The organism is Streptomyces sp. NPDC057617, from assembly GCF_042800555.1.
GTDB lineage: Bacteria > Actinomycetota > Actinomycetes > Streptomycetales > Streptomycetaceae > Streptomyces.
This window is the reverse complement of record NZ_JBHVGV010000005.1, coordinates 68,920-84,908: the sequence shown is the minus strand read 5'-3', so window position 1 is coordinate 84,908 and position 15,989 is coordinate 68,920. Positions and strand designations below refer to the sequence as shown.

At 69.7% G+C, this 15,989-nt stretch carries 12 protein-coding genes; 3 read left to right on the top strand and 9 right to left on the bottom strand.

Features of this window, described 5'->3' with window-relative positions:
- Nucleotides 1-56: 56 nt before the first annotated feature.
- Nucleotides 57-1,490 carry an aldehyde dehydrogenase gene (locus tag ACFU9P_RS14335; protein ID WP_384080230.1) on the bottom strand — a complete coding sequence of 478 codons (1,434 nt, stop codon included), beginning with the start codon at nt 1,488-1,490 and terminating at the stop codon, nt 57-59.
- A 195-nt stretch (nt 1,491-1,685) separates the two neighbouring features.
- The gene (locus ACFU9P_RS14330; RefSeq protein ID WP_376382186.1) at nt 1,686-2,276 is read right to left on the bottom strand and encodes a TetR family transcriptional regulator; all 591 of its coding nucleotides are present in this window, start codon (nt 2,274-2,276) and stop codon (nt 1,686-1,688) included.
- Between the two features lie 131 nt (nt 2,277-2,407).
- Here ACFU9P_RS14330 and ACFU9P_RS14325 point away from each other — a divergent pair, with 131 nt between their 5' ends.
- The gene (locus tag ACFU9P_RS14325; protein WP_384080226.1) at nt 2,408-3,097 is read left to right on the top strand and encodes an NAD-dependent epimerase/dehydratase family protein; all 690 of its coding nucleotides are present in this window, start codon (nt 2,408-2,410) and stop codon (nt 3,095-3,097) included.
- A gap of 61 nt (nt 3,098-3,158) precedes the next feature.
- Here the strand turns inward: ACFU9P_RS14325 and ACFU9P_RS14320 are convergent, their stop codons facing one another.
- The 5 genes from ACFU9P_RS14320 to ACFU9P_RS14300 all read right to left on the bottom strand — a co-directional run bounded on the left by ACFU9P_RS14320 (nt 3,159) and on the right by ACFU9P_RS14300 (nt 10,375).
- Nucleotides 3,159-4,238, bottom strand: coding sequence for a C40 family peptidase (locus ACFU9P_RS14320; protein WP_384080223.1), 1,080 nt, complete (start codon nt 4,236-4,238; stop codon nt 3,159-3,161).
- Between the two features lie 28 nt (nt 4,239-4,266).
- Nucleotides 4,267-4,749: a poly-gamma-glutamate biosynthesis protein PgsC/CapC gene (locus ACFU9P_RS14315; protein ID WP_376382180.1), complete on the bottom strand. Its 483-nt coding sequence runs from the start codon at nt 4,747-4,749 to the stop codon at nt 4,267-4,269.
- A complete protein-coding gene (pgsB, locus tag ACFU9P_RS14310; protein ID WP_384080220.1) occupies nt 4,746-6,557 on the bottom strand; it encodes a poly-gamma-glutamate synthase PgsB in 1,812 nt (603 codons plus the stop codon). Before pgsB ends, ACFU9P_RS14315 begins: the two co-directional genes overlap by 4 nt.
- A 6-nt stretch (nt 6,558-6,563) precedes the next feature.
- Nucleotides 6,564-8,861, bottom strand: a complete 2,298-nt coding sequence (locus ACFU9P_RS14305) for a HAMP domain-containing protein (protein ID WP_384080217.1) — start codon at nt 8,859-8,861, stop codon at nt 6,564-6,566.
- 317 nt (nt 8,862-9,178) lie between these two features.
- The gene (locus ACFU9P_RS14300) at nt 9,179-10,375 is read right to left on the bottom strand and encodes a CapA family protein (RefSeq protein ID WP_384080214.1); all 1,197 of its coding nucleotides are present in this window, start codon (nt 10,373-10,375) and stop codon (nt 9,179-9,181) included.
- A 137-nt stretch (nt 10,376-10,512) separates the two neighbouring features.
- Here ACFU9P_RS14300 and ACFU9P_RS14295 point away from each other — a divergent pair, with 137 nt between their 5' ends.
- Nucleotides 10,513-11,481, top strand: coding sequence for a hypothetical protein (locus ACFU9P_RS14295; protein WP_384080212.1), 969 nt, complete (start codon nt 10,513-10,515; stop codon nt 11,479-11,481).
- Nucleotides 11,482-11,510: 29 nt separating this feature from the next.
- On the opposite strand, the gene ACFU9P_RS14290 is transcribed toward ACFU9P_RS14295, so the two are convergent.
- Nucleotides 11,511-13,127: a phosphodiester glycosidase family protein gene (locus ACFU9P_RS14290; RefSeq protein ID WP_384080209.1), complete on the bottom strand. Its 1,617-nt coding sequence runs from the start codon at nt 13,125-13,127 to the stop codon at nt 11,511-11,513.
- 268 nt (nt 13,128-13,395) lie between these two features.
- Between ACFU9P_RS14290 and bla the strand changes: the two genes are divergently transcribed.
- Complete coding sequence (bla, locus tag ACFU9P_RS14285; protein WP_384080206.1) at nt 13,396-14,379, top strand: class A beta-lactamase; 984 nt, start codon at nt 13,396-13,398, stop codon at nt 14,377-14,379.
- Nucleotides 14,380-14,389: 10 nt separating this feature from the next.
- Here bla and cmcH read toward each other — a convergent pair whose 3' ends face one another.
- A complete protein-coding gene (cmcH, locus tag ACFU9P_RS14280; protein WP_384080203.1) occupies nt 14,390-15,955 on the bottom strand; it encodes a 3'-hydroxymethylcephem-O-carbamoyltransferase in 1,566 nt (521 codons plus the stop codon).
- Nucleotides 15,956-15,989 lie beyond the last annotated feature (34 nt).

Here is a 15,989-nt window from a genome sequence, read left to right as displayed (position 1 = left end):
CCGGGTCCCTCGCGCCGGCCCGCATCACCTCGTACCCGTATCGGATATCGGATACCTCAAACGCCGATGGTCTTGTACTCCAGATACGTCGCCAGCCCCGCGGTCCCGAATTCGCGGCCGATACCGCTGGCCTTGTAGCCGCCGAAGGGCGCGTCGAAGCCGAAGGACGCGCCGTTCACCAGGAAGGTGCCGGTGCGGATACGGCGGGCGATGGCCAGACCCCGCTCCGGGTCGGAGGTCCAGACGCCGCCGGAGAGACCGTACGGCGAGTCGTTGGCGATCCGGACCGCGTCGTCCTCGTCCTCGTACGCGATGACCACCAGGACCGGGCCGAATATCTCCTCCTGGGCGATGCGCATGGAGTTGTCGACGTCGGCGAAGACGGTCGGCCGCACGTAATTGCCCTGCTCAAGCCCCTCCGGGCTGCCCAGCCCGCCGACGACCAGGCGCGCGCCCTCGTCGATCCCGGACTGGATGTACGACTGGACGCGCTCCTTCTGCACCGCGGTGACCAGGGGGCCGATGAAGGTGCCGGGGTCGGCCGGGTCGCCGACCGTGACCTGCTCGGCGGCCGCCGCCACCAGGGCGAGCACCTCCTCGTAGCGGCTGCGCGGCACCAGGAGCCGGGTGTGCGCGGCGCAGGACTCGCCGTTGTTGCCGAAGGCGAGATACGGAACGGCCGGCGCGACCTGGGCGAGGTCGGCGTCGTCTAGGACGATTGAGGCCGACTTGCCGCCCAGCTCCAGGCTGACGCGCTTGAGCTGCTCGCCCGCGATGGAGGCGATCCTCCGGCCGGCGGCGGTGGAGCCGGTGAAGGCGATCTTGTCGACCCCGGGGTGGGCGATCAGGTACTCGCTGGTCTGCCGGTCGGCGGGCAGCACGCTGATGACGCCCTCGGGGAAGCCGGCCTCCTCGAAGATCCCGGCGAGCAGCAGCGCGTCCAGCGCGGTCTCGGGCGAGGCCTTCAGGATGACGGTGCAGCCGGCCAGCAGCGCGGGGATCACCTTGACCAGCGCGGACTGGTGGGGCGCGTTCCAGGGGATGACGGCGGCGACGACACCGACGGGCTCGCGGCGTACGAGCGCCTGGGCGCTACCCGGACTCCCGGCCTTCTCCTCCCAGGCCAGGGCCTCGGCGGCGCGCAGGAAGGCGTTGGTCTGCTCCTCCATCTGCGTCTGGAGGGAGGAGGTGAACCAGTAGGGGGTGCCGTTCTCGGCGGTGACAAGCGCGGCGATCTCGGCGGCGCGTGCGGCATGCAGCTCATTGAACCGGCGTACCGCGCTCTGGCGTTCCTTCGGGTCGAGGGTGGGCCAGGGGCCGTCGTCGAAGGCTTTACGGGCCGCCGCGACCGCCTTGTCCACATCGGCGGCGGAGGCCTGGGCGGACCGGCCGACCAGCGAGTGGTCGTGCGGGGAACGGATGTCGAGGAGGGGGCCGGAGGTCTGGGGGAGCCAGTGGCCGCCGATGAAGAGGTTCTCGTAGTCGGGCATGGGAGGGGTCCTTCCAGGCTGGATCTAACCGGTTAGTTAAAAGTAGCCCGGACGGACGGCCATTGCAAAGAGGGGTGAGATCGGTACGTGATCGCGCCATGACAACACGTGAGCGTCCGACACCACGCCGAACGGGATCGGCCGGTACGGGACGGGGCGGGTCGGGACGGGCGGTACGGGTCGGCGCCCGGCGGGTCAGCCCTGCGAATCCCGCTCGGCCCGCGGCGGCCGGATGAGACGGCCGACCGAGACCACGATCGAGTGCCGGTGGAGGGCGGTCAGCTCCGCGTCACCGGTCGCCCGGCCCTCCGGGGAGCCGTCGCTCCAGGCGGCGGACAGCACAAGGATCAGCGTGAGCAGGGCATGGGCGGGCATCCCGGCATCGACGAGGCCCGCGGACTGGGCGGCCGAGAGCTGCCGCAGCTTGTCCTGGGTCGCCCCGTACGCCACGGGCAGCACCTCCCCGCCCGGCCGCTCCAGCGCGTGCCAGCGGGCCAGCCGGATCAGATGCGGGTGGGCGGCGTAGAAGTCGAACAGGGCCCCGGCGTAACCCGGCAGGTCCTCGGCGTCGAAGGGCGCGGCCTCCAGCAGTTCCTCGATCGCGGCCTGGTAGACCGCGTCGAAGAGCTGCTCCTTGTTGCCGAAGTACACATAGATCAGGTTCTTGTTCGCCGACGCCGCCGCGGAGATACGGTCCACCCGGGCACCCGCGATCCCGTACGTGGCGAACTCCTGCGTCGCGGCCTGCAACAGGCGCGCCTTCGTGGCATCGGACTTCTTCACCATGCGTCCAATTTAGCCGCCTGACTAACCGGATCCTTATGCAGCCCGTGTACGCTGGCCTCCAAATCTAACCGATCAGTTAGATCAACGGTCAGTGGTCACTGGTCAGCGGCGAGAAGGACGAGGCGTACTGCGTGAAGGTTGTCATCTACGGCTCGTCCGGCATGGTCGGGCAAGGCGTCCTGCGGGCCTGCGTGCTGGACGAGGGCGTCAGCTCCGTACTCCTGGTGAGCCGCCGGCCCACCGGCCCGCATCCGGCGAAGGTCACCGAGATCGTGCACGACGACTTCACTGACTTCTCCGCGATCGAGAGCGAACTGGCGGGCGCGGACGCGTGTTTCTACTGTCTGGGGGTGTCGTCGGCGGGCCGCAGCGAGGCGGAGTACACCCGCATCACCTACGACTACACCCTGGCCGCGGCCCACTCCCTGGTACGGGTCAGCCCGGGCCTGGTCTTCATCTATGTCTCGGGCGAGGGCACCGACAGCGAACAGAAGGCACGGGCGGCCTGGGCACGCATCAAGGGCCGCACGGAGAACGACCTGGCCGCCCTGAACCTGCGCGCCCACATGTTCCGCCCCGGCTACATCCAACCCCGCCACGGCGCCCGCTCCCGCACCCCCCTCTACCGCCTGCTCTACGCCGCCACGTCCTGGCTGTACCCCGTACTCCACAGACTGGCCCCGACCCACACCACGACCACGGCCCACCTGGCCCAAGCCATGCTGACCGTAGCCCGCACCCCCGCCGAGTCCCCCCAAATCCTCACGAGCACCCAAATCAACACCCTGGCCACCCGAACCCCGCCCGCGGGCGCGTCGTGATGGCCGCGAGGCCCGGTCCCGATGCCGGGCCGGGCCTCGTACGCGCGTATGCGCCCAGGAGTCAGAGGCGTTTCGCGCTGCGGAGGGTGGCGGCGTAGTAGCCGTTGCCGTCGAGGCGGGAGGTGCCGCCCTTGTCGCCGATCGTGGGGCCGTTGGCCTCCTCGCGGCTGGATATGAAGATCTGGTGGCCGTCCGTGTCCGTGCCCAGGTACATGCCGGTGTGGTCCAGGCGGGACTTGGTGCGGGCGTCGAGTTTGAAGAAGACCAGGTCGCCGGGCTGGAGCACGCTGATGGACTTCGGGCGCTCGTAGCGCGGCTCGGGGCCCGACAGTTTGATGATGTCGACGCCCGCCTTCGAGCGCGCCATGCCGTTGGCCGTGCGCGGCAGGCCGTCGCCCGTGTCGTCGGACGCCATCAGCGGGTAGCGGCCGCGGTAGCCGAACACCGTGCGGATGAAGCCCGAGCAGTCGATCGAGCGGTAGCGCGCGGTCTGCGGCTCCTTGGTGGTGCCGTCGCGGAAGGTGTACGGGATGCCGAGGTAGTCGTAGAAGTCGGACTCTTCGAGGCGCAGGTCGTTGCCCTCGCTGCCGTCCGGGTTCAGCGGCCCGAAGCTGGCGTCGCCCGCGTACGGCACGCCTTCGTCGTCCTTCTTGACCGGCGCGCCCTCGACGTACTGGAACGCGAACGCGAAGAGGTCGTCCTCCTCGCTGCCGTAGTACTCCTTGAACCAGTCCTTGAACCACTGTTCCTTCTCGGCACCCTTCGTCCACGCCTCCGGCATCAGCCGTACCCAGTTCTCGGTGACCACCCGGGTCGAGGTGTTGGCCGGCTCGTCGAACGTACGGCTGGGACCGGTGAGGGTCGCCGTACGCGCGCCGTCGGTGAAGGAGGCGAGGATGTCGCCGTCGCCGCCGCGCAGCACCGAGCGGTCCGGGTTCTTCAGCCGCTCCCAGGTCTGCTCGCCGGCGGTGTTCCCGGCCCCGGACTTCAGGTTGGGGATGTCGGTGATGGCCTGGACGGCGGGCGCCTTGGCCTGCTCGTCCTTGCGGAGTTCGACGGTGAGGTACGCGCTGCCGGCCAGCAGCGCGATGACGGTCACGCCGTGCAGGACGGGGCGGCCGCGCTTGGACTTGGCACTCATGAGAACGGGACTCCCGTGGGTGGGCGGGTCAGGCGGACGGCAGGGCGCCGAGCAGGATGCCCGCGGTCAGGACGACATAGGCCGTGAGCGTGACCGTGCCGGTGGCGAGTATGGTCGCGCCCTTGGGCTGGCGTACGAGCTGGTACGCGATGAGGCCGGGCACGATGAAGCCGAGCGTCTGGTTCGCGTACATCAGCGGGAATTCGAGCGACAGCACGATCATCACGGTGCCCTGGAGCAGCACACCGATCAGGACGACCGCCGAGAACAGGCGCTTTCCGTAGAGGATCACAAAGCGCTGGACGAGCAGCGTGGTCACATACGTCAGTACGGTCACGCCGACGACCATGGCGGCGCGCTGGAGGTCCTCGACGAGGGTCAGCGCCAGCCAGCCGGGCGTGATCATGCCGCCCGGGGAGAGATTGGTCGTGAGGTAGCAGATCAGGGAGAACATCAGGCCCAGACCGATGCCGATCGCGGCGATCTCGGGGGTGAGGACTGCGGGGATCAACGGGGTTCTCCTGGGTTCTGCGGCGCGACGGAGTGCGGGGGGTTCGGGGGTGTGTTCGTGTTGTTCGTGTTCGGCTGCGCGTGCGGGTGCGGGTGCGTGGGGTTCTGCGGGTAGGGGTGCTCGGCCGGGTCGCCGGAACCGTTGCCGGGGACGCCCGAGGCGCCGGAATCGTCCTTCGCCGGCATCCGGGCCGGTTCGAACAGTCCGCGTTCCCGGGGCGGTCCGGCGGCCGGGCGCTGCTGGTAGCGCTGCTCGTACGCCTCGGGGTACTGCTGGTACGGGTCGAGCCGCGGCGCGTACCGGGGCAGCGCCAGCGTCTCGTCGTGGCGCGGATGCGGGTTCGGGTTCGGCTGCGCGTGCGGGTGCGGATCCGGCGTGGGTACCGGTCCGGCGGGCGCCGGAGCTGCGGGCAGCTCCCGGGCCGGTACGGGACCGGTGGATACGGGACCCGTGGGTACGACCGGGATGGCGACGGTGTCCGACACCTGGTCCCCCGCCGGACCCAGCGCCGGAAGCCGAGATTCCGCCTGCTGCACGGGCGGGACCCCCTGCCCCGGCGCGCTCCCCTGAGCCTGCCCCGGCCCCGCAACCCCGTCCGCCTCGGCTGCCTCGTCTTCGTACGCCGTCTCGTCCGGCGGCAGCTCCGCGAGGTGCTCCAGCAGCAGCTCACCCTGCCCGTGGATATTGCCGATCGCCACCAGCGACGAGTCCGGCCCGAGCATCCCCAGCAGCTCCCGCATGAACTCCTCGGGATCCCGCTTGTCACCGCCCAGATCCACCGCCCGCGACCGCCACTCCCCCGGAATCGCGTCGATCGCGCTCTTCGCCGGATGGCCGATCACAAAGACCTTCTCCGGCTGGAGTTCGGGGATGATCTCGCCCATCTGCCCGTTGCGCTCGACCCGGTCGGGGCGGCAGTTGATGACCACGTGCAGCGGACGGTTGATCGCGCCCAGGTCCAGCAGCTGGTTGATGTTCATCAGCGTCGACTCGGGGTCGTTCGCCGCGAAGACGTTCGCGAACCGCAGCCGCTTGCCGTCCGGCGTGAGGTAGCGCTCCACGGAGAGCACACCCGGGTCCGGCGGCGCGTCGTACATCCCCTGGAGCGCGGTCTCCCGCGCCACGCCCAGGAGTTCGGCGACCTTCAGCGCGATGGCCACGTTCTCCTTGAACGTGAACCAGCTGAAGCCCCGCAGCTCCTCGTCGGTGACCGTCTCCGGGTCCGCGTAGATCAGTTGGCAGTTACGGGCGTCGGCCTCCTCCTGGAGGATCGCGAACCGGTCCTTCTCCGCGGTGACACAGATCCCGTCCTCGGGCATCGAGCGGGACAGTGAGCGCGCCACGTCGTCGAGGGTCGGGCCCATCTCGGCGAGGTGGTCCTCCCGTACGTTGCAGAGCACGCCGATCGTGGACCGGATCAGCTTCGACTGGTTGATCTCCTGGAGCGCCGGCATGACGGCCATGCACTCGATCACCAGCGCGTCGGGGTTGTACGCGGCGGCGCGCCGTACGATCCCGATCTGCTCCACCACATTGGCGATGCCGAACTTGCGGTAGACGGGCTCCTCGGTCGCGTCCGGGTGGATGAACCGGGCCGCCGTGCCGGTGGTCTTGGCGACCGTGATCAGTTCGCCGCCGCGCAGCGCGCCCGCGCACAGCCGGGTGATGGAGGACTTGCCGCGGATCCCGTTGACCAGCACCCGGGTGGGGATGCGGTTCAGGTTGGCGAAGTGCCGTGCCTGCTCGACAAGTCCGGCGACCAGCAGGATCGTGCTGCATGCGAGCAGCACGAAGTAGAGGAAGAGCACGGTCGGTCAGATCCTTTCGGCGAGGGCCGTTGGCGCGGTGTCGCGTCTGCGCTGTTCCTGGAGTTGCTGGCGCAGGAGTTCCAGGGAGCGGGTGATGGCTCCGACCTCGTCGTGGTGGCGCGGGTAGAGGACGGTGCGGCGGTCTCCGTCGGCGAGTGTCTCGGCCTGGCGGGCCAGGGCGCGCAGGGGGCGTGCGACGACGATGTGGAGCCAGCCGAGGCAGGCGGCGGCCGCGGTGACGCCGAGGAGTCCGGCCAGGACGGTGCGGTTCTGGGCGCTGTATTCGGGGATGGCGAGGGCGGAGGCGGGCTGCCAGCTGACCACGGTCCAGCCCAGCGACTTCGCGGCCCCGCCGCCCGCGAACGGCGCCGCCGCCGCGAGCTGCACACCCTCGCCGTCGCGGAAGAGGACCCCGCTGGGGCGGGTGCTCAGGCCGGCCTTCTGGTTGGTGGCCTCGACCAGCGACTCCAGCCGGGCCGACGGCAGCTTCTCAAACGCCCGGTAACCCGTGTTCGAGCCCAGCACCCGCCGCTCGGCATCCACGATCCGCACCTGGCCGAGGCCGGGGCGCTTGAGGAGCGAGTTGAGGAAGTCGATACGGAACTGGCCCACCACCAGCGCGCCGTCGCGGCCGGGGAGTTCGGCGTATCCGGTGATCCGCGGCTCCTTCGACCCGTCCCCCAGGACGGCGATGGGCTCGTTGCCGGGGCGCTTGGCGCCGGGGTCCGCGGGGCTGTCGCCGGCCTGGGCGAGGACGGTGCCGTCGGGGGAGAGGACGTACAGGGAGCTGTAGCGGGGGTGCTCGGTCATGGTGCGTTCGAGGACGGTCGTCATGTCCCCGGCCCCGGTCTGGTCCCCGATGAGGGTGGCGACGGACAGCAGGTCGGCATAGCCCTCGTTCAGCGCACGCCGCACCCGGTCGGTCACCGTGTCGGTACGGTCCCGCTGATCACTCACCAGCTGCTGCGGCACAACGAGCGTGTCCCCCGCACGGTTCAGCACCAGCATCATCGGAGCCGACCAGATCAGCAGGAGAATGCCGCCGCCCGCCAGCAGCGCCCGGGTGCCCACGCGCCGGCCGCGCCGCCGCTTCCCGCCGCCCGTACCCGTACTCCCGTCAGGCGCGGGCGCGCCCAGAAGCTGGAGCCGGAGCTGTTCCAGCGCGTCACCGATCCGGCGCGCCTCACCGAACCGGGGCACGGTCACCGGACGGGTGAGATCGCCGCGGGTGAGGCGGCGGCTCTCCAGGAAGAGCCGGAGCAGCGGGCCCTGGACCGTACCGAGCAGCAGCGCCACGGCCAGCGCGCCGATGACGAGCAGCGCGCCGGCGGACCACAGACCGAACATCGGGTCGTTCACGCGACTGGTGTTCTCCGGGACGGTCACCAGGGTGACCACGGAGAGACCGAGGCTGGTGGCGTCGGTGCTGCCGCCCGCCTCGGGCGCGGCGAGCGTGGCGTACCCGGCGACCGGGCGCTCCCCGCTGATCAGCTTGGTGCCGGTCATGGACCCGCTGACCCCGAGGAAGCCGCCGGAGCCGGGTTCCTTGGTGGTGAGCGGGTTCTGTCCGGCCTTCTTGGCGGAGTCCTTCGCGAAGGTACGGAGCTGCTTCTTGGTCTGCTCGATCTCGCCCTTGACGGTGTCCGAATCATCCTCTTCGGGCGCCTGGAGGCCGTCGCTGCTGAGGACCGTACCGCCCGCGTCGACCACCGCGATCGCCCGGAACTTGCCGAGACTGACCCCGGGGACCTTCAGACTGTTCGAGGTGATCAGCAGCTGCTGCGGCCGGCCCTCCCAGGACAGCAGGGCGAAGGTCAGCAGCCGGGTCTCGCCGTTCTCCAGCCGGACCATCCGGGGCGCGAGCCCGTCCTCGTCGGAGAGTTTCTGCAGGTCGACGGCGAGGAGCGGTACGTTCTCGCCGCGCGCGGCCAGCAGTTTGCCCGACTTGATCTCGACGATCGCCGAACCGCGCCACTTCTGATAGACGTTGCCCAGTTTGTCCAGGACGGTGTCGGCGGAGACCGGGTCGCCCGCGTTGAACAGCGACGCGGTCCGTTCGAGGTCGGTGATCGATTCGTCCAGCGAAGCCCGGAGCGCGATCGCGCCGTCCTCGGCGAAGTGCTGCTGGGAGATCCGTACCGCCTTGGGCAGCGCTTCGGTCTTGCCGAATCCCAGGGCGGTGAGGCCGGCCAGCGCGAGCAGCAGTGCCGAGAGGACCGCGATCGGTGGGCGGATGCCGCCCAGGAGCGACATGTCGGCCCGCTTACGGACCTTGTGCCGCCGCTTCGCAGACGAAACGGCCATGGGTACCTCTCTCAGCATGGTGCGGCCGGCGCCGGAGCACGCGCGGGCGTGCGCGCGCCGACGCGGACGTGTGGGGGTGGAGCAGGTCCCGTACGGGGGTCGGGCCGTACGGAACGGACGCGGGACGGGCAGGGGCCCAAGAGGACGCTACCGACCGCGAAAAGATGACCGGCCGCGGGGTCGAATGGTTGTACACAATCGAACCGGTAAGCGGTGTGATCTGAATTACAGATGTTACGCACGGGACATGGGAAGCCTGCGACCGGGGCAAAGACCTCCGGCCGAAGCCCGGTTGAGCAGGCAGTTGGCAGGGCGGACTAGCCCGGCGGCTCCTCCAGGGGCGTCAGCCCGTCCTTCGCCGCGCCCCGGTTGAGCATCGTCCCTTGTGTACGGTCGAAGGCGAGCCGGTAACGGGCGAGTTGCTCCTCCGTGTACTTCTTCCCGTCCTGGGACTTCCCGTCCTCCAGCGCCCGCGCCACATCGACCAGCCGGTAGTCCGTCACCGCGCCCTCGGGCAGCTTGTCGGGCAGGGCGGGGTCCTCCGGAACCGGCGGGATATCGACAAAGGTCGGTACGTACTGTGCCTGTACATCCCACTTCGCACCGTGCTTTGTGAATGTGAACCAGCCGATGATTCCCTCCTCGGACTGGCCGCTGGGCACCTCGTGCCGGGCGACCTGATTGCCGAGGCCATAGGCGACCCAGGTCCCGTTGATCTTCTCCATCGGCTGGACGACATGGGCGTGATGCCCGATCACCAGGTCGATCCCGGTCTTCTCGGTGATGCGCTCGGCCAGCTCCATCTGCGAGGTGCTCGGCGCACTGTGGTGCTCACGCCCCCAGTGGATGCTCAGGATGACGACATCCGCGCCCGCCTTCCGTGCCCGCTTCTCGGCGTCGGCGATCGCGGTGAAGGAGGTCTTGTTGACCAGCCACGGCTTGTCCGGGGGCACCTGGTCGGACCCGAAGCCGAAGGCGAAGGAGATCTGTGCCACCTTCACCCCCTTCACCTCCGTGATCAGCGGCTTCAGCCACTCGGCCTCGCTCCGGGCCGAACCCGTGTGCCGCAGACCGACCGCGTCCAGGGTGTCCAGGGTCCGCTTCACCCCGGCGGCGCCGTGGTCGATCGAGTGGTTCGACGCCGTCGAGCAGGTGTCGTAACCGATGTCCTTGAGCGTGGTCGTGATCTCCGGCGGCACCTGGAAATTCGGGAACCCCTCGTACGGGCCGCCCTTCGGCGCGATCACCGGCTCCATATGGCAGATCGCCAGATCCGCCTTGCTGATGACGGGCTTCACCCCGGCCATCAGCGGGGCGAAGTCCAGCTCAGGACCGCCCGGGGTGGCCTTGCCGTCCTTGCGCGCCTGATCCGTCAGCGGTGGATGGATCAGTACGTCACCGGCCGCCGCGACCGTGAACGACGGACCTCCGCCCTTGGCGTCCGCGCCCGCGTCCCCGCCTCCGGAACCGAGTGCGGAACAGCCCGCGACGGCCGCGGCGAGGCAGACTGTCACGGCGGCACGGAAAGTGGCGCGGGGAGCCGTACGGGGAAACGTACGCGTACCGGTACGGCGTCCGCCGAGCGGAGAGAGAGGCGCGAGGGGTTGCTTCACAAAGGTATTTTGTACGCCATATGGAACGATCTTCGACCGTGAAGATAACAATCACGGCAAGCCTGCTGGTCGGAGCGTTGATAGTGGCCGCTGTGGTGATCGTCACTCCGCTCTGGGACCGGCACTCCGGCAGCCCTTCCCCGCCCGCCTCGGGTTCCGGCACCGAACTCGATCTGGGCCGGCGCATCGCGGACTTCGCCAAGGACACCGTCGCCGACGCCGGCTTCCGGCCGCCGAACCGCGCCGAGCGCGAGACCGTCGCGTCCGGGGTCGCGCTCTATCTCGACGGCAGGCGGGCCGAGGCCGAACGCAGGCTCGCCGAGGTCGACTTCGGCGTACGGATCCTCCGGGACAGCGAGCGGGGCCGCCGGTTCGCGGAGATCGCCGACCGCGCGGGCGAGGACACGCGCGGCTGGGGCCGGGTGTACATCCCGCTCGACGGGCCCGCGCGTTTCTCCGTACAGGTGCCGCACCCCGTGGCCGACGCCTACAGCGAGACCCTCGGCGCCGGCGTCCTGCGCACCACCCCCGGCGGGGTGCTCGTCATCGCGGGCGCCCACCGCACGGCGGGCGAGGGCAACGCCGCCGACATGGCGCACCGTACCGACACCGTCTTCCACGCGGTCTGCGCGGAACTCGTCGCCCGCCGTCTGCCCGGCATCCAGATCCACGGCTTCGCCGACACCACATCCCCGTCCCACGAGGCGGTCGTCTCCACCGGCGCCGGCGACCAGGCCCGCCCTCAGGCCATCACCCTGGCCCGCGCCCTGAAGACCGCCGGCTTCCGGGTCTGCCGCGCCTGGACCGCCAACTGCCCGCTGGCGGGCCGCACCAACAAGCAGGGCCGCCTGGCGGCGGACGCCGAAGTCCCCTTCATCCATGTGGAGTTCAGCCGCACGGTACGAACGGACCCGGCGCGCACGCGCGATGCGGTCGAGGCCATGAGCGCGGCGGTGGCGGACTGGCACACCACGCCGGACGGGCTGCTGAGCCCGTCCGGCGCTTGAGGACCAATCGGCAGCCGGTCCAGGTCCGGTCAGCCTCTGCGGGCCGGGAGGACCTGGATCGTGTCGCCGACCGCGCGCTCGCCCGTCGCGTCCGAGGTGATGTTGACCAGCTTGCCGCCGACCACCATCGCGCTGGAGCCGCCGCCGTCCAGGTTCAGTGCCTGCTTCGCGCCCAGGGAGCGCATGAAGCGCGCGGCCTCCCCGAGGGTGAAGCCCTCGCTGACACCCGGCTGGCGTCCGTCGACCGTGACCAGGAGCAGCCGTCCGCGGCCGTCGATACCGGCCATGGTGCGGGGCTGGCGTACGTTCGACCAGGCGAAGCCGAAGGAGAGGTCCAGCGGGTCGAGCGTGCCCTCCGTGGCGGCGTCGATGGCGATCCGGCCGTTCTGCACCAGCGTCGGGGCGGCGCTGACGATGCTGTCGTGGGCGCCGAGCTTGATCTGCCGTCCGGCGGAGTCGCGGATGACCTCCTGCACGGAGATCCGCTCGCCCTCGCGGGCATGGGCCGTCAGCCAGTCGGCCGCGCCGCCGATGCCCTGGAGTACGGAGCCGCCGGCCGGGACCGTACCGCCGCGCGAACCGGTGGAGACCACACGGTCCTTGGAGTCCAGCACGACCTGGGTGCCGGCGCCCTGGGGCAGGGCGGCACCGAACCTCGGCGTGAACTTCACCAGGTCGTCGGGCAGGGTGCAGGTCGTGTCGTGGCGGGCCAGTTCGGTGGGGACGGCGCCGGGGCGGCCGCAGTTGCGCACCTTTCCGGGGAGCCGGTTGATGCCCTGCACCGCGTACGAGGAGGACTTGGCCCGCGCGGTGACCGTGGTGGACAGATCGGTGATACGGGGGTGGCGCCCGCCGTCCGCCATGACCAGCGCGGCACGGGAGCCGACGGCCATCGACTCCAGCTCGCCGTCGTACGCGGAGATACCGGCCACCGTGCCCTGGACGCCGTCCGCGTCGGAGGTGATGAAGAAGCCGCCGTTGACGGCCAGCAGCGAACCGTTCTGCACGGCGACGGAGGAGGTCGTCTCGCGGTCCGCGACATTGCCGTCGTGGGTGCTCGCCACCGTGCCGCGGAACCGGGCCGGGTCGATGACCGCGACATGGATGCTCTCCCGGTCGGCCACCTGGCGGCCGTCGTAACCGGTCCACTCCACGGCCGTACGGAAACCGCCCGCCGCGACCGCCTGGTTGGCGCTCTGGGCCTCGGCCTGGGTGGCGTACGAGCCGACCCGTACCTGCCAGCCCATCGTGCCGCGCGGTGTGTCGGCGTACTCGTCCCAGACGACCCGCTCGGCACGCGGCTCGAACCCGGCGGCGCGGAGCTTCTCCTCGGTGGTGCCGGCCCAGGCGCGGTCGCCGAGCGGGGCCCAAGTGGCGGCGCCGGTCAGCCGGTTGACGGCCGGGGCCTGGACCGTGACCGTCCAGACCGGTGCGGCACCCTTGTTCTGGAGGACACCGCTGCGCACCTGGATGCCGGGCGCCACGGTGTCCGTCTTCCACTGCACGTGCTGGAAGGCGGAGGCCGGAACGGGGGCATGAGCCGAGGCGGGGGCGGAGACCGCGACGGCCTGTGCCGCCCCGGAGACGGTCAGCGTATTGACCCCCACCAGCGCGACGGCCGCCGCCAGCGCGGCTCGTGTCCGCACGGTCCGCCGGGCTCCACGCGGGTGCTTTCTGTCCTGACCGTCCATGATGTCCCCTAGCAGGTTGGCGCTGTACCGGAGGCCATCCCAGCCACGCACGGGGACCGGGACAAAAACGGACGGGGGCGCTCCGCGGAAGGCCCGATGAAGGCGCACGTGGCGCCCGCACACCACGACACCCCCGCACCACGCGGCCTTCCGGGCCGCACGCTTTGGGTATCTTTCGCCATGGGCTTGCTGTCCTCGCAAACCCACCAGCGGAAGGACGAATATGAAATTATCCCGACCGGGCATCAACCGACCTGGCGTCAACCGGCCGAGCATCAACCGCCGCGCTTTCCTGGGGGCGGCGGCGCTTTTGCCACTGGCCGGATGTACGAAGGACTCGACGCCCGATTCCCGTCCCTCGTCGCCCGCTTCCGCGCCCTCCGCCCGCTCCGCTCCTTCCGCCGCCTCCGCCGCTGTGCCGAATCGCCGCCACGACCGACTGATCGAGCTTGAACGGAAGTTCGACGCGCGCCTGGGGGTATATGCCCTCGCCACTGGCACCGGCGAAGGAATTGCCCATCGGGCAGATGAACGATTCGCGTTCTGCTCGACATTCAAGGGAGTGGCGGCGGCGGCGGTTCTGCATCACAACCCGCTGTCGCATCTGGATACCGTCATCAGGTACACCGATGACGACCTGATGAAGCACGCCCCCATCACCTCGCAGAATGTGGCGAATGGGATGACGATCCGTCAACTGTGTGATGCCGCGGTCCGCTACAGCGACGGTACGGCCGGCAATCTGCTGCTCCGCGACATCGGCGGTCCGGCCGGGCTCACGGCGTACACACGGACCTTGGGCGACTCGGTGACGCGGATAAACCGCACCGAGCCGGCGATCTCGGAAGCCATCCCGGGGGATCCCCGCGACACGACATCCCCCCGGGCATTCGGCACCAACTACCAGAAAATGGTGCTGGGGAACGCCCTCCCGGGCGACAAGCGCGCCTTTCTCCGTGATCTGCTGGAACGCAACACCACCGGCGCCGAACGCATCCGGGCCGGGGTGCCGCGGGGCTGGACCGTGGCCGACAAGACCGGGACCGGCAGTTACGGCACGCTCAACGACATGGCCGTCGTGTGGCCGCCGAAGTCCGCGCCGCCCCTCGTCATCGCGGTCATGTCCACCAAGGCCGGCAAAAACGCCGAATACGATCAGGCCCTTATCGCCGAGGCCGCCGCATACGCCGTGGAGACCCTCGCCTGAGGAACTCCTGTCAGGAACCCTCGATCCGCTGGTACCAGGTGTCGCCCACAACCATGTCCTGGATTCCTCGCGACTCGCAGTAGAGCACGAGATCGGACATCCGGTTGATGAACCCTTCTCCGTTGAAGTTCAGCGATGTGTTGCACAGGACGCCGATCCCCCGCTCGGCGGCGAACGCCGAAAGCAGCCGGTGCAATTGAGGGTTGCCCGAATCCCGTACGGTCTGGACCCGGGTCGAACCGTCCACATGCGTCACGGCGCGCAGGCCGCTGGACTCCCGTACATGCCGGAAATACAGCATGTACGGGTCCTCGAAGTCCTGGTGGAATGCCTTGCCCAGGTCCTCGACCCGGGCGCACGGCGCGATGGGCCGGTAGTCCTCGCGCTGCTTGATGGCGTTGAGCCGGTCTCGGGTGCCCGCGCCGAACGGCTCGGCCAGGATGGACCGGTTGCCCAGCGCGCGCGGCCCGATCTCCCACCGGCCCTGCACCCACGCCACGATCCGGCCGGTGGCCAGCGCCCCCGCCAGGACGTCATGGTCGAGTGGACGGGAGCGCCAGCGGGCGGGATCGGGCCGGGTGTCGCTGACGAAATCGAGTCCGCTGTACACGCTCCACTCGATATGAGGATCGCCGGTGAAGGTCGAGAGCGCGTCGATGGCGGTGCCCAGCGCCGAGCCGGAGTCATTGGTGCACGGAGCGACGAAGACCGAGGAGAAATGGCCGAGTTCGGCCCATTGGCTGTTCCAGTCGCAGTTCAGCCCGCAGCCCCCGGAAATGTAGAGCGGGCTGCCTTCCGGCATGTGTTCGCGTGCGACCTGGGCGAATGTCTCGAAGAGGCGCTCGGTCAGCAGCGCCGCGGCGGTCTTGCACTCGTCCGACTCGACGCCCGCGTTGTAGAGGACAGAGTCCCGATACTCGTCCTTGGGCGCCGGGTACATGGAGTCCTGCTTCAGGATCCGCTCGACGACATGCTTGATATCGGGGCTCGCCTCGCACGCGTCTCCGAATGCCGCCAGGGCCATCAGCTTTCCGGCGTCGTTGAGACGCGGTTTCCCTCCGGAGTCGGGGAAGGTCGGGTCGGCGAGCCCGAAGAGAAAGGAGTAGCGGGCACCGGGAGCCGTCATGACCGGTACCGTACGGATGATCCGCTGGCCGGCGTCGACAAGATAGAAGGCGCCGACGTCGCCCTCCCAGACAAGGACGGTCCGTACGGGGCTGGAATCGCGCGGGGCCATTCCCAGCGCCATGTAGATATGCGATCTCTCGTGCGTCGAAGTGAAGAACCGGACGTCTTTGCCGAAGAAGCGTGAAGTGGTGACGGTGGGCTCGTGCGTGCCCTCGTATCCGGCGCCGGTGTACGAGATCCGTGTCGGGCGCAGATCGCTCCAGCCGCCGAGTGCCACCACGTCCGGTATCGCGTCGAGTCGCTCCGCGATGTCCAGGATGGTCGTCGGCAGCAGGGGCGTGTACCGCGGGCGTGAGTCCTTCTCCGATTCGAGCGAGTAGAGCAACCGCCGATTGTCTATCGCGGCGACCGCGCCGTCATGACCCGGCTTCAACGCAACGACGAGCATTCCTGTCCTTCCCACGCATGGGGCCATCGTCGAT

What these genes read in the sequence shown, in the direction of transcription:
- ACFU9P_RS14335 (WP_384080230.1), bottom strand. Translation starts at nt 1,490, where the DNA reads ATGCCCGACTACGAGAACCTCTTCATCGGCGGCCACTGGCTCCCCCAG.
- ACFU9P_RS14330 (WP_376382186.1), bottom strand. Translation starts at nt 2,276, where the DNA reads ATGGTGAAGAAGTCCGATGCCACGAAGGCGCGCCTGTTGCAGGCCGCG.
- ACFU9P_RS14320 (WP_384080223.1), bottom strand. Translation starts at nt 4,238, where the DNA reads ATGAGTGCCAAGTCCAAGCGCGGCCGCCCCGTCCTGCACGGCGTGACC.
- ACFU9P_RS14305 (WP_384080217.1), bottom strand. Translation starts at nt 8,861, where the DNA reads ATGGCCGTTTCGTCTGCGAAGCGGCGGCACAAGGTCCGTAAGCGGGCC.
- bla (WP_384080206.1), top strand. Translation starts at nt 13,396, where the DNA reads ATGAAATTATCCCGACCGGGCATCAACCGACCTGGCGTCAACCGGCCG.
- cmcH (WP_384080203.1), bottom strand. Translation starts at nt 15,955, where the DNA reads ATGCTCGTCGTTGCGTTGAAGCCGGGTCATGACGGCGCGGTCGCCGCG.